19 protein-coding genes are annotated in these 15,127 nt (G+C 42.7%); all 19 read left to right on the forward strand.

The features are described from left to right. Nucleotides 1–12: 12 nt before the first annotated feature. The 19 genes from ACE01T_RS01125 to tadA all read left to right on the forward strand — a co-directional run bounded on the left by ACE01T_RS01125 (nucleotide 13) and on the right by tadA (nucleotide 15,029). Complete coding sequence (locus ACE01T_RS01125; protein WP_180080356.1) at nucleotides 13–795, forward strand: ParA family protein; 783 nt, start codon at nucleotides 13–15, stop codon at nucleotides 793–795. Beyond that, nucleotides 792–1,679 (forward strand): ParB/RepB/Spo0J family partition protein, encoded by an 888-nt coding sequence (locus tag ACE01T_RS01130; RefSeq protein WP_086195486.1) that lies wholly within the window; start codon nucleotides 792–794, stop codon nucleotides 1,677–1,679. Before ACE01T_RS01125 ends, ACE01T_RS01130 begins: the two co-directional genes overlap by 4 nt. 28 nt (nucleotides 1,680–1,707) lie before the next feature. Next, nucleotides 1,708–2,346 (forward strand): MotA/TolQ/ExbB proton channel family protein, encoded by a 639-nt coding sequence (locus ACE01T_RS01135; RefSeq protein ID WP_180080352.1) that lies wholly within the window; start codon nucleotides 1,708–1,710, stop codon nucleotides 2,344–2,346. A gap of 11 nt (nucleotides 2,347–2,357) precedes the next feature. Further along, the gene (locus ACE01T_RS01140) at nucleotides 2,358–2,783 is read left to right on the forward strand and encodes an ExbD/TolR family protein (RefSeq protein ID WP_092818364.1); all 426 of its coding nucleotides are present in this window, start codon (nucleotides 2,358–2,360) and stop codon (nucleotides 2,781–2,783) included. After that, nucleotides 2,780–4,507 carry a lipid A export permease/ATP-binding protein MsbA gene (gene msbA / locus ACE01T_RS01145; RefSeq protein WP_180080347.1) on the forward strand — a complete coding sequence of 576 codons (1,728 nt, stop codon included), beginning with the start codon at nucleotides 2,780–2,782 and terminating at the stop codon, nucleotides 4,505–4,507. The genes ACE01T_RS01140 and msbA overlap by 4 nt, the downstream gene beginning before the upstream one ends. A gap of 3 nt (nucleotides 4,508–4,510) precedes the next feature. Then, nucleotides 4,511–5,518 (forward strand): tetraacyldisaccharide 4'-kinase, encoded by a 1,008-nt coding sequence (gene lpxK, locus ACE01T_RS01150; protein WP_180080345.1) that lies wholly within the window; start codon nucleotides 4,511–4,513, stop codon nucleotides 5,516–5,518. Nucleotides 5,519–5,530: 12 nt separating this feature from the next. Continuing rightward, entirely contained in the window at nucleotides 5,531–6,292 is a 762-nt protein-coding gene (gene kdsB, locus ACE01T_RS01155) for a 3-deoxy-manno-octulosonate cytidylyltransferase (protein WP_180080343.1), read from the forward strand. 13 nt (nucleotides 6,293–6,305) lie between these two features. Next, nucleotides 6,306–7,289: a DNA polymerase III subunit delta' gene (locus tag ACE01T_RS01160; RefSeq protein ID WP_180080340.1), complete on the forward strand. Its 984-nt coding sequence runs from the start codon at nucleotides 6,306–6,308 to the stop codon at nucleotides 7,287–7,289. A gap of 21 nt (nucleotides 7,290–7,310) precedes the next feature. Beyond that, nucleotides 7,311–7,652, forward strand: a complete 342-nt coding sequence (locus tag ACE01T_RS01165; RefSeq protein WP_180080337.1) for a PilZ domain-containing protein — start codon at nucleotides 7,311–7,313, stop codon at nucleotides 7,650–7,652. Between the two features lie 26 nt (nucleotides 7,653–7,678). Further along, a complete protein-coding gene (locus tag ACE01T_RS01170) occupies nucleotides 7,679–8,452 on the forward strand; it encodes a TatD family hydrolase (protein ID WP_180080334.1) in 774 nt (257 codons plus the stop codon). A gap of 45 nt (nucleotides 8,453–8,497) precedes the next feature. Further along, nucleotides 8,498–9,112: a TetR/AcrR family transcriptional regulator gene (locus ACE01T_RS01175; protein ID WP_086195477.1), complete on the forward strand. Its 615-nt coding sequence runs from the start codon at nucleotides 8,498–8,500 to the stop codon at nucleotides 9,110–9,112. 9 nt (nucleotides 9,113–9,121) lie between these two features. Beyond that, nucleotides 9,122–9,682, forward strand: a complete 561-nt coding sequence (locus ACE01T_RS01180) for a type II secretion system protein (protein WP_086195476.1) — start codon at nucleotides 9,122–9,124, stop codon at nucleotides 9,680–9,682. Between the two features lie 127 nt (nucleotides 9,683–9,809). Beyond that, nucleotides 9,810–10,205: a type II secretion system minor pseudopilin GspI gene (gspI, locus tag ACE01T_RS01185; RefSeq protein ID WP_300043586.1), complete on the forward strand. Its 396-nt coding sequence runs from the start codon at nucleotides 9,810–9,812 to the stop codon at nucleotides 10,203–10,205. Continuing rightward, nucleotides 10,202–10,885, forward strand: coding sequence for a type II secretion system minor pseudopilin GspJ (gspJ, locus tag ACE01T_RS01190; RefSeq protein ID WP_180080331.1), 684 nt, complete (start codon nucleotides 10,202–10,204; stop codon nucleotides 10,883–10,885). Before gspI ends, gspJ begins: the two co-directional genes overlap by 4 nt. Nucleotides 10,886–10,903: 18 nt before the next feature. Further along, entirely contained in the window at nucleotides 10,904–11,851 is a 948-nt protein-coding gene (gspK, locus tag ACE01T_RS01195) for a type II secretion system minor pseudopilin GspK (RefSeq protein WP_180080419.1), read from the forward strand. A 172-nt stretch (nucleotides 11,852–12,023) separates the two neighbouring features. Continuing rightward, on the forward strand, nucleotides 12,024–12,620 hold the full coding sequence (locus tag ACE01T_RS01200) for a 6-pyruvoyl trahydropterin synthase family protein (protein WP_180080328.1): 597 nt from the start codon (nucleotides 12,024–12,026) through the stop codon (nucleotides 12,618–12,620). A 48-nt stretch (nucleotides 12,621–12,668) separates the two neighbouring features. Further along, entirely contained in the window at nucleotides 12,669–13,382 is a 714-nt protein-coding gene (gene ung, locus ACE01T_RS01205; RefSeq protein ID WP_180080325.1) for a uracil-DNA glycosylase, read from the forward strand. After that, nucleotides 13,379–14,503 (forward strand): enoyl-CoA hydratase/isomerase family protein, encoded by a 1,125-nt coding sequence (locus ACE01T_RS01210; protein ID WP_086195472.1) that lies wholly within the window; start codon nucleotides 13,379–13,381, stop codon nucleotides 14,501–14,503. The genes ung and ACE01T_RS01210 overlap by 4 nt, the downstream gene beginning before the upstream one ends. 4 nt (nucleotides 14,504–14,507) lie before the next feature. Next, a complete protein-coding gene (gene tadA / locus ACE01T_RS01215; RefSeq protein ID WP_180080322.1) occupies nucleotides 14,508–15,029 on the forward strand; it encodes a tRNA adenosine(34) deaminase TadA in 522 nt (173 codons plus the stop codon). Nucleotides 15,030–15,127: the final 98 nt, after the last annotated feature.

Genomic DNA, 15,127 nt, shown 5'->3' on the forward strand with positions numbered 1-15,127 from the left:
ATTGGGGTCACCATGGCACAAATTATTGCGATTGCGAACCAAAAAGGTGGCGTAGGTAAAACCACAACCGCAGTAAATTTGGCAGCATCGTTAGCTGTTTTGAAAAAGCGCGTTTTACTTGTGGATATGGATTCACAAGGCAATGCCACGATGGGGTCCGGGATCCAGAAAAACGATCTTCTATATTCGGTTACTGATGTGTTGTTGGGTGAAGTTCCGATTGAGACTGCAATTACCAAATCAGAAGTCGGTTATAAAGTTCTCGGGGCTAACCGCGATTTGGCGGGTGTAGAACTGGCGATTGCCGAACAGGATGGCCGCGAATATATTTTGCGTGAAGCATTGCAAGAAATAGAGTCTTCTTTTGATTATATTATTGTTGACTGTGCGCCCAGCTTAAGTCTGATTACGGTGAATGCCTTGGCTGCCGTACACGGTGTAATGATTCCGATGCAATGTGAATACTATGCTCTGGAAGGTTTGGCGGATTTAACCCAAACCATTGACCGTATTCAGCAAGCCCTAAATCCGGATCTGCAAATCGTGGGCGTTTTGCGCACTATGTACGATGCACGTAATGCTTTAACCCGTGATGTTTCAGAAGAGCTGGAGCAGTATTTTGGTAAAAAACTCTACGATACGGTGATTCCGCGTAATGTACGTTTAGCTGAAGCTCCTGCACATGGTTTGCCGATTATCTATTTTGAAAAAAGCTCCAAGGGTGCAGTTGCTTACCTGAATCTGGCAGCTGAAATGTTAAAGAAAAGTAAAGTAAAAAAAGGAAGTAACGCATGACCACAAAAAAACGCGGATTAGCAAAAGGTCGTGGTCTGGATGCCTTGCTTGGCTCAATCCAGAAAGAAAAATTACAAATGGAAGCTCAAGCGTTAGATCATGGTCAGCTGAAACAGATTAATGTCCATTTACTCAAGCGCGGTGAATATCAACCGCGACGTTTTATTCATGAGCAAGATCTTCAGGAACTGGCAGCATCGATTGAAAAGCATGGGGTGATGCAGCCGATTGTGATTCGTCCAATTGATGATGAAAAGCATCCCTATGAAATTATTGCCGGTGAGCGTCGCTGGCGTGCAGCACAACTGGCGGGTTTGACAGAAGTTCCTGCAATTGTTCGTGATTTGAATGATCAGGTTGCCATTGCCTTGGCATTGATTGAAAACATTCAACGTCAGGATTTAAACCCGATCGATCAGGCGATGGCACTCCAGCGTTTTCATGAAGAATTCGGTTTAAGTCATCAGGAAATTGCTGATACTGTCGGTAAGGCGCGTACTACAGTCAGTAACTTGTTGCGTTTACTGACACTGGCTGAATCGGTAAAAGACTTCATGCAGCAAGGTTTGCTGGATATGGGGCATGCGCGTGCTATTCTGACTTTAAAGGCTAAAGATCAGCTTAAGGTTGCAGAGCATGTGATTGAGAAAAGTTTATCTGTACGCCAAACCGAACAACTGGTGCGCGACTTGAATACGCCAAAACAAGAAAAACCGAAAGCTGAAATTGCACCCGATATTCAGCAACTGACACAGCGTCTGGCAGAGCGTTTCAGCGCAGATGTGAAAATTGATCATAATAAACAAGGCAAGGGGAAGCTTGTCATTCAATACCATTCACTTGATGAATTGGATGGGATATTAAATATCTGCTTTGCAGAATAATTTTTAAAATTTTTATTGGGGAAAACATATGTGGGAATTAGTTAAGGCGGGTGGGTGGCTCATGCTTCCCCTTGTTTTATGTTCAATTTTTACTGTAGCAATCACGATTGAGCGCTTTATTCGGTTAAAAAGAACAATGATCTTGCCTAAGGTATTGCTGTTAAATCAGGTGCAAAATATTGATATGGTCATGCAGCAGTTAAAGCAGGATCAAGCCTTACAAAGCAGTACTTTGGGGCGCATTTTTATGGCGGGTTATCAAAGTAAAAATCAAAATGAACAATTTGCCCGTGCACAAATGGAAACCACTGCTTCTCAAGAAATTGGTTATCTGGAAAAAAACATCAACTTCTTGGGAACCTTAAGTGCGGTAGCACCACTATTGGGTTTGTTGGGTACCGTACTGGGTATTATCGAATCCTTCTTGGTGATTGATTTAGGCACCAATAGCAATCCTACTCTAATGATTCCGGGTATTTCAAAAGCGTTGATCACAACGGCAGCCGGGATGTTTATTGCCATTCCGGCACTGTTTGCCTATCGCTATTTTCAGCGTTTGGTACAAGAATATATTGCAGAACTTGAACAGCAATCGACCTTATTTCATGCAGCGCTTTTCTATCAAAATTCTACAGATGAAGAACAAGATATTAGAAAAGCAGGTTAAGGTGGTGAAACATGAAATTCAAACGTACACAAGTTGAAGATATTCACATTAACCTGACACCCATGATTGACTGTTTGCTGTTTATCCTGGTTTTTCTACTGCTATCCACCACATTCAACCAGTTTAGCCGCATGAATTTAACCTTGCCGGATGCGCAAGGGGTGCCTCCCAAGCAGTATGATCATAAAATTGAAGTGGTGGTAGATGCTTCTGGACACTATTCTATTAATGGACAATCGATTGCCAGTAAGGAAGTGGTCGACTTAAGTACCGCAATTAAACAGATTTCCAATGATCGGCGTGATTTAATGTTTGTTATTGCTGCGGATGCCAAGGCAACGCATCAGGATGTCATTCGTGTGATGGATGTAGCAGGACAGTTAGGTTTTGTGAACGTCAATATTAGTACCAAAGTTCCGTCTAGGGGTTATGAGTGAAGCAAGATTTTAAGGTCTATCTGCGTCTTTTAGGATATCTGAAACCTTTTTGGGGTGTGGCAATACTGGTTTTTATCGGTTTTGCAATTAGTGCAGCGACTGAGGTTTCCATTGCGAAATTACTGGAAAAAATCATCACCGCCATCCAGCACAGAGACCAGAACTTTACTTCTATATTTCCTTTTCTGGTTATTTTATTGATGTTTTTTCGCGGTTTAGGTTCCTTTATTGGAGGCTATTATACCGCAGTCATCTCACGTAATCTGGTGTTTAATATCCGACAGGAAGTTTTTGGAAAATTACTTAAACTTCCATCGCAATATTATCTGGATAATACCAGCGGACATATTACCGCTAAAATCATGTATAACGTGGAGCAATTAACGGCTGCTTCATCTGAATCTCTAAAAACCCTTGTCCAGCAAGGTCTGATTACCCTCGGATTGTTAGGGTATCTGCTATATAGTAATTGGCGACTTACTTTTATTATTCTGATTTTTGCTCCACTGATGGGATTTCTGGTTCGTCAAGCCTCAAAACGCATGCGTAAATTATCCCTGCAAGTTCAGGACACTATGGGGGATGTTAACCATGTGGTACAGGAAACGGTGAATGGGAATTTAATTGTTAAGGGTTTTGGCGGGCAGGAATATGAACAAACGCGTTTTCGTGAAAACTCGCTGGAAAACTTAAGACGCGGTTTGAAAATGGTGGTGGTGCAGCAACTGAATAGCCCGGTTGTGCAGTTCATTATGTCCATTGCCATGGCAATTATTATCTGGATTGCATTGCGGCCAGAAATTTTACGCGATACCAGCGCGGGTGAATTTGTCGCGTATATTACTGCAGCAGGGATGTTGAGTAAGCCAATTAAAGCTTTAACCGATGTCAATGAAAAATTACAACGTGGCATGGCTGCAGCACATTCCGTTTTTGAGTTGCTGGATTTGCCGGAAGAGCAAAATACCGGTACGGCTACGCCAATGCTGAAAGGCAATATTCAATTTCAGCAGGCTAATTTAATTTATCCAGACGGTCATCATGCGATTCAGGATTTCAACCTGAATGTCAAGGCTGGAGAAACCATTGCATTGGTCGGTCGTTCAGGTGCGGGAAAAAGTTCTCTGGTCAATTTGCTGGTACGTTTTCAGGAATTGAGTTCTGGCCATATTTATCTGGACCAGCAGAATATTCAAGATATAGACATCAATGCCCTACGTACCCAAATTGCCATGGTGAACCAGCAGGTGGTATTGTTTAACCGCACTGTACGTGAAAATATTGCCTACGGCCAGCTTGAAAATGCGACCGATGCAGACATCATTGCGGCCGCAAAAGCTGCCTATGCCCATGACTTTATCATGAGCTTGCCACAAGGGTATGACACGCAACTGGGTGCACAAGGCTTGAACCTTTCGGGTGGACAGCGCCAGCGTATCGCCATTGCACGTGCCATTTTGAAAAATGCACCGATCCTGATTCTGGATGAAGCCACCAGTGCACTGGATAATGAATCAGAGTATTTTATCCAGAAGGCATTTGATGCAGCCATGCAAGACCGGACAACCATTGTGATTGCCCATCGTTTATCCACCATTGAAAATGCGGATCGCATTGTGGTGATGGATCACGGTAAAATTGTCGAACAAGGTACGCATGCAGAATTGATTGCCCAACATGGAGCTTACTATCAATTGCATCAGCGTAATTTCGAGGAACACTGATTTATGTCATTCGCACAATTTATTCAAGATGCTTGGAATAGACAGGCCAAGTGGTTGATTGTGCTTAGACCTTTGTCATGGATTTATCGTGGTGGGTTTTTACTGAATAAAAAACTGTACCAATGTGGCGTTAAGGCCAGCTATCAATCTCCAGTTCCGGTAATGGTGATTGGTAATATTACCGTTGGTGGCAGCGGTAAAACGCCGCTGCTGATTCAGTTGGTTAATTATCTACAAAGCCAAAATGTCCGTGTCGGTGTCATCAGTCGCGGTTACGGTGGAAAAGGACCATTTCCAGCCTATGTGGATTTGGAATCGCTCCCCGAGATTGTGGGAGATGAACCCTGCCTGATTGTGCAGTCAACTGGTGTGCCCATGGTGGTAGGTTCAAACCGTCAGCGTAGTATTGAATATCTGTTGTCTAAACATGAGCTGGATTTAATTATCAGTGATGACGGTTTGCAGCACTGGGCTTTGGCACGCCAGATTGAGTGGATTGTGCTGGATCAGAATCGTGGTTTGGGTAATCAAAAGTTATTGCCTGAAGGATATTTGCGCGAACCGCCAAGCCGCTTAACAACAGCGACGGTCATTGAGCATGCCAGTCAGCCCAATTCCGAACTGAATATGCATTTAGAAGTCGCTGCGCCTTATTTGCTGAATGATGCGGAAGATGAAAGATCTTTTAATCCGGCGGATAATTTTTATGCTGTCGTGGGTATTGGTTTTCCGCAACGTTTTTACAGCACCCTGGATTCCATGGGGATTCACCAGTTTCAGTGCCATGAATTTCCTGACCACTATGATTATGAAATTACGGATCTGCAGTTTGAAGATAACAATCCTATTATTACCACGGAAAAAGATGCGGTAAAACTGCTGCCCCTATTAAAGCAAAATCCAAATTTTAAACGGGAAATCTGGGTGGTTCCTGTTGAAGCAGTGCTTTCACCGCAATGCTACGATGTCTTGCATCAACAGTTACAGCAACTTGGCATTCCAATCTCTTAAGGTTCATTGTTTATGAAACATATTGTTATTCCAGCACGTTTTGCAAGTTCCCGTTTGCCGGGCAAGCCGCTATTGGAAATTCATGGTCGTCCCATGATTCTACGAGTGGTCGACCAGGCAAAAAAAGTGGCTGGTTTTGATGATTTATGTGTTGCAACCGACGATGAGCGTATTGCAGAAGTTTGCCGTGCAGAAGGCGTGGATGTTGTCATTACAAGTGCAGATCATCCTTCTGGCACCGACCGTTTAAGTGAAGTTGCCCGCATTAAAGGCTGGGACAGCGAAGACATTATTGTCAATGTACAAGGTGATGAACCTCTGCTTCCGGCTCAATTGGTGCAGCAGGTGGCGCAATTATTGGAATCGCAACCAGAATCTTCCATGTCGACACTCTGTGAGCCGATTCATAGTCTGGAAGAGTTTCAGCGCGACAGTATTGTAAAAGTGGTAATGTCCAAATATAACCAGGCTTTGTATTTTAGCCGTGCCACGATTCCTTATGATCGTGATGGTGCCAAACAAGAAATTCAGCAATTACATCAGCAGGCATATCGTCATTTAGGCTTGTACGCCTACCGTGTGAATTTGCTGCAAGAATATGTGTCCTGGGATATGGGTGCGCTGGAAAAACTGGAAAGTCTGGAACAATTACGTGTACTGGAAAATGGTCACCGTATTGCCATTGCCATTGCAGAAGCCAACTTGCCACCGGGTGTCGATACACAGGCAGATTTGGACCGTTTAAATCAGATGGATGTTTCTTGCTTCGAATAAGGTGGACTCCTCCATGCAAAATAATGTTGCGGCACAAGTCTACCCATGGCAGCAAACGGTTTGGGAGACTTTGACCGGACGCTTTCCCAAACTGGGGCATGGCCTACTTTTTTATGGTAAAAAAGGCTGTGGCAAGGAAGCTTTTGCACAATATTTTTTGGCTTGGGTGCTATGTGCCAATCGTCATGAAAATAATGCTCCTTGTGGTGAATGTGGCAGTTGTTTGTGGTTAAAGTCTGATACCCATCCCAACTATGTTCATATCAGCACAGATGAAGACAATAAAAAGCAGAATGCCAAAATCAGGATTGAAAAAATCCGTGATTTATTGCCCTTTGTGCAGCAAACTGTAGATGGCTGGCGTGTGATTGTGATTGAACCGGCAGAAGCTTTAAATATCGCCTCTGCCAATGCATTACTCAAAACCTTGGAAGAGCCGGGTGATCGGGTAGTGATTATTTTACTGGCTGATCATTACTTAAAACTTCCAGCCACGATTCGTAGCCGCTTGCAGCATTTTGCGCTGGACCGTATTTCTTCTTCGCAAGCAGATGCGTATTTAACCGAGCATTTACCCAATTTAGATCAAATGCAAAAACAACTGTTGATGAATTTATCTAATCAGATGCCATTACAGGCCATGCAGCTAGCTGAAACGGAGTGGTTAAATAAGCGACAAGAATTTTTAACGGACTGGCAAAAACTGGTCACGCAAAAAAATATGCCGATGGCTGTCGCAACCAAGTGGAATAAAGTCTTAAATTTTAGTGACTTTGCGCAAATGTTTGAATACTTGTTGTCAGATTTAATTTGTGTCAAGCTCAGTCAGCAAGTTAAAAATTCCGATCTTGATTTGAGTGTATTATCCGAACAATATACCTTGGAATTTTTATTTGCGGTTTATTCTGATTTGCAGCAAGCTAAACAATATATTGAGCAAAATGTACAAAGCAATTTAGTGCTTGATCAATTGTGTATAAAACTAATGAACATTTAAATATTTTTAAGGGGAATAAAAATGCAACCACGTATGGGCGGTATTATTCATGCCAATATCCCGGATAGAGAAACTCTGTATGCTAGTTATATGCCGTATGTTGTCGGTGGAGGATTATTTATTCCGACCAAACAGCCGGTTAAGCTTGGTGAAGAAGTGTTTGTGCTGGCAACCTTACCCGAACAATCACAAAAAATTCCTTTAACAGGCAAGGTCATCTGGGTCTCTCAGAAACAAAATGGCATCAAATTACAAGGTTTTGGCATGCAATTGACCGGAGAAAAAGGCGTTTATTACAAATCAGAAGCTGAAAAGTTGCTTACAGGTCTTAAGTCTGAAGGTCGAACTAGTTACACTATGTAGATATTTAAAAGATTTAGGAAATCACTGTGTTTGTAGATACTCACTGCCATTTAACCATGCTGGATCTAACACCTTATGATGGCAATCTGGACTTGGCATTAGCTCAGGCGCGTGAAGCAGGGGTATCCAAATTCATGACGATCTCTGTTGATCTGGATGACCATATCGAGCTGGCTAAAATTGCCTCACGCCATGCTGATGTGGGCTACAGTGTCGGTGTTCATCCCTGTGAAGACCCTGCGGTCATGGAACGTGCCACTACAGATTATCTGATTGAACTGGCAAAGCCTGAAAAGGTCTGGGCGATTGGTGAAACCGGCCTGGATTATTTTCATAGCACCGATTTTATTGCTGAACAAAAAGAATGTTTTGCCCGCCATATTTATGCCTCACAGGCAGTAAAAAAACCGGTGGTGGTGCATACCCGTGCAGCGAAACACGATACAGTCGATATCATTCGGGCTGAAAAATCCACGCATGGTATTTTGCACTGTTTTACTGAAGACTGGGAAACCGCGAAAGCTGTGCTGGATTGTGGTTATTATGTGTCATTTTCCGGCATTGTCTCTTTTAAAAATGCGCAGGATTTACGTGATGTGGCCAAGCAGGTTCCACTAGATCGGGTGCTGATTGAAACCGATAGTCCTTATCTGGCACCGATGCCATATAGAGGAAAATCTAATGAACCAAAATACGTGCCTTATGTAGCCAAAGCCTTAAGTGATGTATATGATAAGTCTGTTGAGGAAATTGCTTTCATTACAATGCAGAACTTTGAAAACCTCCTTAATTTAAAGTAAATAAATTAAATTGATATAAGCGCAGAAGAGAATTACAGAGTGAAGATGGATCGTCAGGCTCAGTTTCGAGCAAGAGAAGCGTTAATTTTTCAGGTTGCAGAGCAGTTGCTGTTAGAAAATGGCGAATCAGGGATGACACTGGATGCGTTGGCAGCAGAACTCGATTTGGCGAAGGGAACTCTATATAAGCATTTCCAGAGTAAAGATGAACTGTACATGCTTCTGATTATTCGTAATGAGAACATGTTACTCGAGATGATTAAGGATGCAGAGAAGGCTTTTCCCGAGCATCTGGCATTCTTTATGTTGCATCATTTACATCATCCTGAGCGCACGGTACTCTTCCATCAAATTGAAGAACGTTTGTCTACGACCGGTATTGGGATCAATCTACTATTTAGTGAACTGTATCAAGTGAGAAAACAGCGTTTACGGATTATTATCCGTATGACTGAAAGCTATCTGGAAAGTATTCAAAGCAGCATGTCGACACGCGATTATCTGGCCTCCATTTGGGCCCTAACTCATGGTGCTGCGGCTATTCTAAATTCCAGTTTTTACCAGCGTTATTTGGGTTCACGTGACACATTGCGCGTAGCCTATATTGATCAGGCACTGGCAATGCCAAAACAGGTCAGTTCTGCGGAACAGTTTGCTTAAAGGTATGCCATGAAGCCAATCCGACCATTATCAGTTCGTGGTTTTACCTTAATCGAGTTGATGGTGGTCATTGTGATTATGGCAATCATGGCTTCTTTAATTTTGACCAATATTAACGGGGTAGACCAGCGTAAAGCGATGCAGGCACGGGAAGTGTTTATTATGGATTTACGCAGGATTAACCGTGAAGCCAATGATCAGGCGCGCATTTTCGCCCTGGATGTGCACAGCGCGACAGATGTATCACCATTCCGTTACGGGGTGGTTGAATACATCATTCCTTCCATTCAAACCGTAGCCCCGCAAATTGTTGAAGAAAACAAAAAATGGCAACCATATGCGGAATTTGCTCAAAGGGCTTTACCTGAGCATGTTTCTTTTAGCATCACTTCACTCGATCATGCTTATGAAAATGCCAATAATGAGGATTTATTGAATTCGAATGCACCGCAGCTGTTGTGGCTGGGCAATGGTGAGACCAAGCCGGTACGAATTCAATTTTATTTTGAACAGCGTCCGATTGGCGAAGAAATCGAGATTGATCATCTGGGTAAAATCAATGCAAGCTAGATACTCTAGGCATCACGGCTCTCCAAATAAAGCTTTCGGACTTTCTTGCGAGGCGACACCGTTCAGGTCGAGTGTTACTCGACTTAATCATGTGCATGCCGAGCATAGCTCTTTGTCTTGCGCAGCGGTGAAACAGCGTTTCACTCATCGCTGCTCAGGTTTTACGCTACTGGAAGTCATGGTTGCTTTGGCGATTTTTGCCACTGCTGCAATTGCTTTTACCAAAGTGGCGATGCAATACACCCAGGCAACATCCAATGCCATTTTAAGAACCAAGGCGCAATTCGTGGCCTTGAATGAAGTCGCCGTGATGGAAATCAATCAGGAATGGTTGCAGGGAACCCAATCCAAACAGGTCACCCAGCAAGGTGAAACCTGGCAAATTGACAAATCTGCACAATCAACCATTAGTCCAAATGTACAACGCATAGAAGTACAGGTCAGTTTGTTTAATGTGGAAAGTGGCAAGGTTGAATCAGGAGTGACGCATTTGGTTTTCTTCAACCCGAAGGCCAAAGCATGAAAAAGCAGACTACGAAAAATAAAAAAGGTTTCACTTTGGTTGAACTTTTGGTGGCAATTGCCATCTTTAGTGTGCTTTCCGCATTGGGCTGGAAAGTCTTTGATTATTTAATTAAAGTCAAAGACCGTAATGCTGAACATGAGATCAATTTGGGTCAGCTGCAGGAAGCCTACCAGCAGATTCTGCGTGACACCGTTCAGGTTGTGCCACTGAATGCTAATATCAATGGCGATATTCAGCCAGCTTTGGTTTTGCAAAATGGTCGATTTAATTTTAGTAAAACTGGGGTCACTGATCCTTTACAGCAAGGTATTTCTCCGGACGAGCGTGTGGAATATCAATATCGTGCCGATGAAAAGAAACTGTACCGACTGAAATACCGTAATTTAAACAGTACAGGGCGGGATCAGCCTGAATCCAGTGTACTGTTAAATGATGTTGACCAGTTTGAAATTGTGGTGTTGAATCCGAATGAACTCAATGCATGGCCAGAGGGTCAGGTAGATTTAAACGATGTTACACAAAAACAGATCTTGCCGAAGGGCATTAAAATTAAACTGACCGTCAAAGATGTGTCCTATGAGTGGATTTTTAGTTTATTAAATACCGATTATTTAAAACAGCAAACTGGCACTTCAAATAACAATGCAAATAGCAATACAAATAACTCTACATTATAAGGTTTGGTCCAATTGAACATAAAGTCGCAACAGGGTGTTGCCTTAATTACGATTTTGGTCATGGTGGCATTAGCCACCATCCTGGCTGCGACCATTGCCAAAAGACAGGCCAATACAGCTGAAAATACGGCATATTTAATGCGCCAAAATCAATCCTTGCTATATGCCAAAAGTGCTGAAGCCTTTTTTTCAGAGCTTTTGGTCGATGATGCTGAAAATGCTGGTGCTATTGATCATTTACAGGAAAACTGGGCCAAACCGATGCCGGCTTTTCCTGTAGAGGACGGTTTTATTGCGGGCACTTTAGAGGATCAATCAGGCAAATTTAATTTAAACAGCTTGGTGAATATGGATGGTACGCCCAATCCTCAGGCAAAAGCATGGTTTGAAAAACTGCTGCTACGTGTGGGATTACCTGAAAAGTTAACTGAGGCAGTGATTGACTGGCAAGATGCCGATAATGAAACCATTGGCTCGATGGGTGCAGAAGCCAGTTATTATCAGGGATTGGCACAAGGTTATTTACCGGCAAACAGTAAATTCCATAATGTGGAAGAACTGAAACTGGTACGTGGCTTTGAGGGAAAAAAATATCAGCAAATTGCTGATTATGTCAGTGCTGTTCCAACCATGGATAGCAAGATAAACATTAATACAGCTCCGGCGATGCTGTTGGCCAGTCTTGATCCCAAGCTGGATATCAAGGCGGTGCAGCAGGTTTTACAACAGCGCCAGGCCAAGTTGGAGCATTTTTCCAGTGTGAATGAGTTATGGGGTATTGAGCCGTTTAGTCAGGTTGGTGCCGATGTGAGAAGTGAGACAAGCAATTTGCTAGATGTAAAATCTGCGTATTTTAAAGCCAAAATTGAAGTGCAGCTCGGCGGACGTAAACGCCAGTTCAGTAGTGATCTGGTACGAAAAGATAAGTCGGTGTATATCGCATCTCGCAGCATGGCTCCATTCTAATCAGATCCCGAGATATGATGAAAAATGAGAAACACATCCATTCAACTGCATGTGTTTCTCCAATGCTATTGAACAGTAAAATTAATGTTCAGAATTTCACTTTTGCTTTATAACTTTCACTTTTGCTTTATAATCAAATTTAATTCACAGATTTTTGATTGCATCACGGCACATGTTAATTCGTAAGTTATTTAAGTTTGAAAATGCTCATATTGTGCGAAACTGCACATCGGATCGCTGTAAGCGTTCGATTCATGGTCATAGCTATAAAGTTGAATTGTTGCTTAAAGCGTCCAAGCTTGATCATGGTCAAATGGTCTATGATTTCGGATTATTAAAAGGCGTAATCAAAGATATTTTTGACAGTTTTGATCATGCGATCTGCTTCTGGCAATATGATGATGCTGAATATATTGCCGCTTGCAAAAAATTTAGTGCCCGCTGGGTATCTTTACCTGTTTCACCTTCTGCAGAACAGTTCTCACGCATTTTCTTCTATCTGGCACAACAGGTGCTTGTATCGACCATTACCCAAAATGGGGAAGGCGACGTAGAGGTTTATTCGGTGATTGTGCATGAAACCGATACCGGTTATGCGCAAAGCTTTATTGAAGATATTGAAAATGAACAAATGGGCGTGCTCAGTCTTGACCAGATTGTATTTTCTGAACAGGTCCAAGCGGAATGGGCAGATCCTGGAATGTATGAAAAATTACAACAAGGCATTAAATTCCAGAATCCAGCGGTCGATCTTCAAGTACAAATTTGAAGAAAATGAAAAAAGTTTGGGCTGGTCAAAAAAAAATAGGAAGCAAGTATGTCTTTAACGGAACAACAGCAAGCTAAACTCGATAAAATCCAGTTAGATGCAAGTTGGAAAAATGCATTGAGCGATTTTTTGCTCAGTGCCAAAATGGATGATCTAAAACAGTTCTTGCTGACTGAAAAACATGCCGATAAAATTATATATCCCCCTAATTCACTCATTTTTAATGCCTTAAATACAACACCTTTCAACCGTGTTAAAGTCGTTATTCTGGGTCAGGATCCTTATCATGGGCCCAATCAGGCACATGGATTAAGTTTTTCAGTACAAAGAGGGGTTGCATTACCGCCATCTTTACGTAATATTTTCCATGAATTAAATACTGATCTGGGTATTCCTGTTCCCAAGCATGGCGATTTAACCCGTTGGGCTGAACAAGGTGTGTTATTGCTCAATGCGGTATTGACTGTTGAAGCAGGACAACCGACATCACACCAGAAACGTGGATGGGAGGATTTTACTGATCATGTGATTGATGCTTTAAATGAGCAGTGTGAACATATCGTGTTTATCCTTTGGGGAGCCTATGCACAACGTAAAGGACAACGTATCGATCAAAATAAACACCTAGTATTGAAAGCTGCACATCCTTCGCCTTTGTCAGCAAATCGTGGTGGTTTTTTTGGTTGTAAAGTATTTTCAAAAGCAAATAATTATCTGAAACAAAATGGCATTAAGCCGATCAATTGGCAGCTGGACGCATGACACAATCTCCTGAACTAAAAAGTTATCATCCTGATCTGATTGTAGAGGAAGCAATCAACGGCTGGCGCATTGTTCGCCTGAACCGGCCGAAATCTCTACATGCCCTGGATGAATCTATCGTTACTGCACTCTTAGAAGTGTTCCAAGATTTTCACCATGATGATGCGGTAAAAGCGATCTGGCTGGATTCGACCACCCCGAAGGCTTTCTGTGCTGGTGGTGATGTCCGTAAACTTCGTCAGTTGGTCATTAATGATGAAGTTGCAACCGCAAACAAATTCTTTGAACAAGAATATGCGCTAGATTTATTGCTGCATAACTATGCCAAGCCAGTACTGGTTTGGGGTGAAGGTTATGTAATGGGTGGTGGTCTGGGCCTGTTTATGGCTGCACCATTCCGCCTGGTGACGCCTTATTCGCGTTTGGCAATGCCTGAAATTAATATCGGCCTGTATCCGGATGTCGGTGCGACACGCTTCTTGGCCGATCGAGGCGCGATTGGTCTGTTTACTGGTTTAACTGGTTCCATTATGACCTCTGCCGGTGCATATGGGATTGGCTGGGCAACCCATATTTGTGATGCACAGCGTGATAATGTGCTGGACAAAGTGCTGAATATTGATTGGGGGCATTATCCGGCAGGAGATTTTCGTGCCATTGATGATACTTTAAACAGTATGCACCGTCCGGTAGGTCCCGGACCTTTACAAAATTCACTGGATGTCATTCATAGCGTTTGCCGTGGGGTGAACTTTGAACATGACTATGAATCTATTATTGGGCTGAGTGATGCACGCAGTGATTGGCTTCGTCAAGCGAGTGAAAATCTGCAAAAAGGTTCGCCTACTACAGCAGCATTAACCTGGTTATTATGGCAGTGGGGCAAGCGTGTTCATTCTTGGAATGAAGTTTTTGAGCTTGAAACGCAAATCTCCAACTGGAAGATTCGTCACCCTGATTTCGTCGAAGGTGTACGGGCGCGTCTGGTTGATAAAGACCTGTCTCCGGAATGGATAAAAGGCAGTGATTTCTCTTTAAAAACCATCTTGTCTGACTGTCCGCCTGTGACCAATATTCAAAGCTGGAATGATCTGTTGAAGCATTACGGTATCATCAGTTAAGCAGATGACTGATGCTACACAATTGACTGATGAATACTGGATGCAATTTGCGTATGAGCAGGCTGCTATTGCCGCTTCAAAACAGGAGATTCCTGTGGGTGCAGTCATCGTCAGTCAAAATCAGATTATTGGTGCAGGACATAATGCACCTATTTCTTTAAATGATCCCACGGCTCATGCTGAGGTTCAGGCTTTACGCCAAGCCTGTACAAATCTGAATAACTACCGATTACCTGAAGACGCGGTACTTTATGTGACTTTAGAGCCGTGTACCATGTGTGTTGGGGCTTTGATTCATGCACGGGTCTCCAAGGTCGTGTTTGGTGCCACTGAACCGAAAGCAGGTTCCTTAATTAGCGTGCGTCGATTATTTGAAACCGGTTACTACAATCATGTTTTCGAGTATGAGGCAGGGTGTATGCAAGAACAGTGTTCCCAGCAGCTCAGCAATTTTTTCAAGATGCGCCGTGAGCAAAAAAAATTGCAGAAGTTACAAGAAAAATCTCTAAATAATCAAAATCATTAGGGTCTGTTGACATTTGTTGCTTAAAAAAATAGCGAGATAGTAAAATTAAATCGCCAAACCCAATTTTACTCTCGCTATGCCTCGTACAATGCTGAATG

The sequence above is a fragment of the Acinetobacter uliginosus genome, assembly GCF_044130295.1.
GTDB lineage: Bacteria > Pseudomonadota > Gammaproteobacteria > Pseudomonadales > Moraxellaceae > Acinetobacter.

Excerpts from the sequence above, each read along its gene's own strand:
- ung (WP_180080325.1), top strand. The coding sequence starts at position 12,669 with ATGTCTTTAACGGAACAACAGCAAGCTAAACTCGATAAAATCCAGTTA.
- lpxK (WP_180080345.1), top strand. The coding sequence starts at position 4,511 with ATGTCATTCGCACAATTTATTCAAGATGCTTGGAATAGACAGGCCAAG.
- ACE01T_RS01130 (WP_086195486.1), top strand. The coding sequence starts at position 792 with ATGACCACAAAAAAACGCGGATTAGCAAAAGGTCGTGGTCTGGATGCC.
- ACE01T_RS01180 (WP_086195476.1), top strand. The coding sequence starts at position 9,122 with ATGAAGCCAATCCGACCATTATCAGTTCGTGGTTTTACCTTAATCGAG.
- ACE01T_RS01135 (WP_180080352.1), top strand. The coding sequence starts at position 1,708 with ATGTGGGAATTAGTTAAGGCGGGTGGGTGGCTCATGCTTCCCCTTGTT.
- ACE01T_RS01165 (WP_180080337.1), top strand. The coding sequence starts at position 7,311 with ATGCAACCACGTATGGGCGGTATTATTCATGCCAATATCCCGGATAGA.
- ACE01T_RS01125 (WP_180080356.1), top strand. The coding sequence starts at position 13 with ATGGCACAAATTATTGCGATTGCGAACCAAAAAGGTGGCGTAGGTAAA.
- ACE01T_RS01140 (WP_092818364.1), top strand. The coding sequence starts at position 2,358 with ATGAAATTCAAACGTACACAAGTTGAAGATATTCACATTAACCTGACA.
- ACE01T_RS01175 (WP_086195477.1), top strand. The coding sequence starts at position 8,498 with ATGGATCGTCAGGCTCAGTTTCGAGCAAGAGAAGCGTTAATTTTTCAG.
- ACE01T_RS01210 (WP_086195472.1), top strand. The coding sequence starts at position 13,379 with ATGACACAATCTCCTGAACTAAAAAGTTATCATCCTGATCTGATTGTA.
- kdsB (WP_180080343.1), top strand. The coding sequence starts at position 5,531 with ATGAAACATATTGTTATTCCAGCACGTTTTGCAAGTTCCCGTTTGCCG.
- tadA (WP_180080322.1), top strand. The coding sequence starts at position 14,508 with ATGACTGATGCTACACAATTGACTGATGAATACTGGATGCAATTTGCG.
- ACE01T_RS01200 (WP_180080328.1), top strand. The coding sequence starts at position 12,024 with ATGTTAATTCGTAAGTTATTTAAGTTTGAAAATGCTCATATTGTGCGA.
- ACE01T_RS01160 (WP_180080340.1), top strand. The coding sequence starts at position 6,306 with ATGCAAAATAATGTTGCGGCACAAGTCTACCCATGGCAGCAAACGGTT.
- gspJ (WP_180080331.1), top strand. The coding sequence starts at position 10,202 with ATGAAAAAGCAGACTACGAAAAATAAAAAAGGTTTCACTTTGGTTGAA.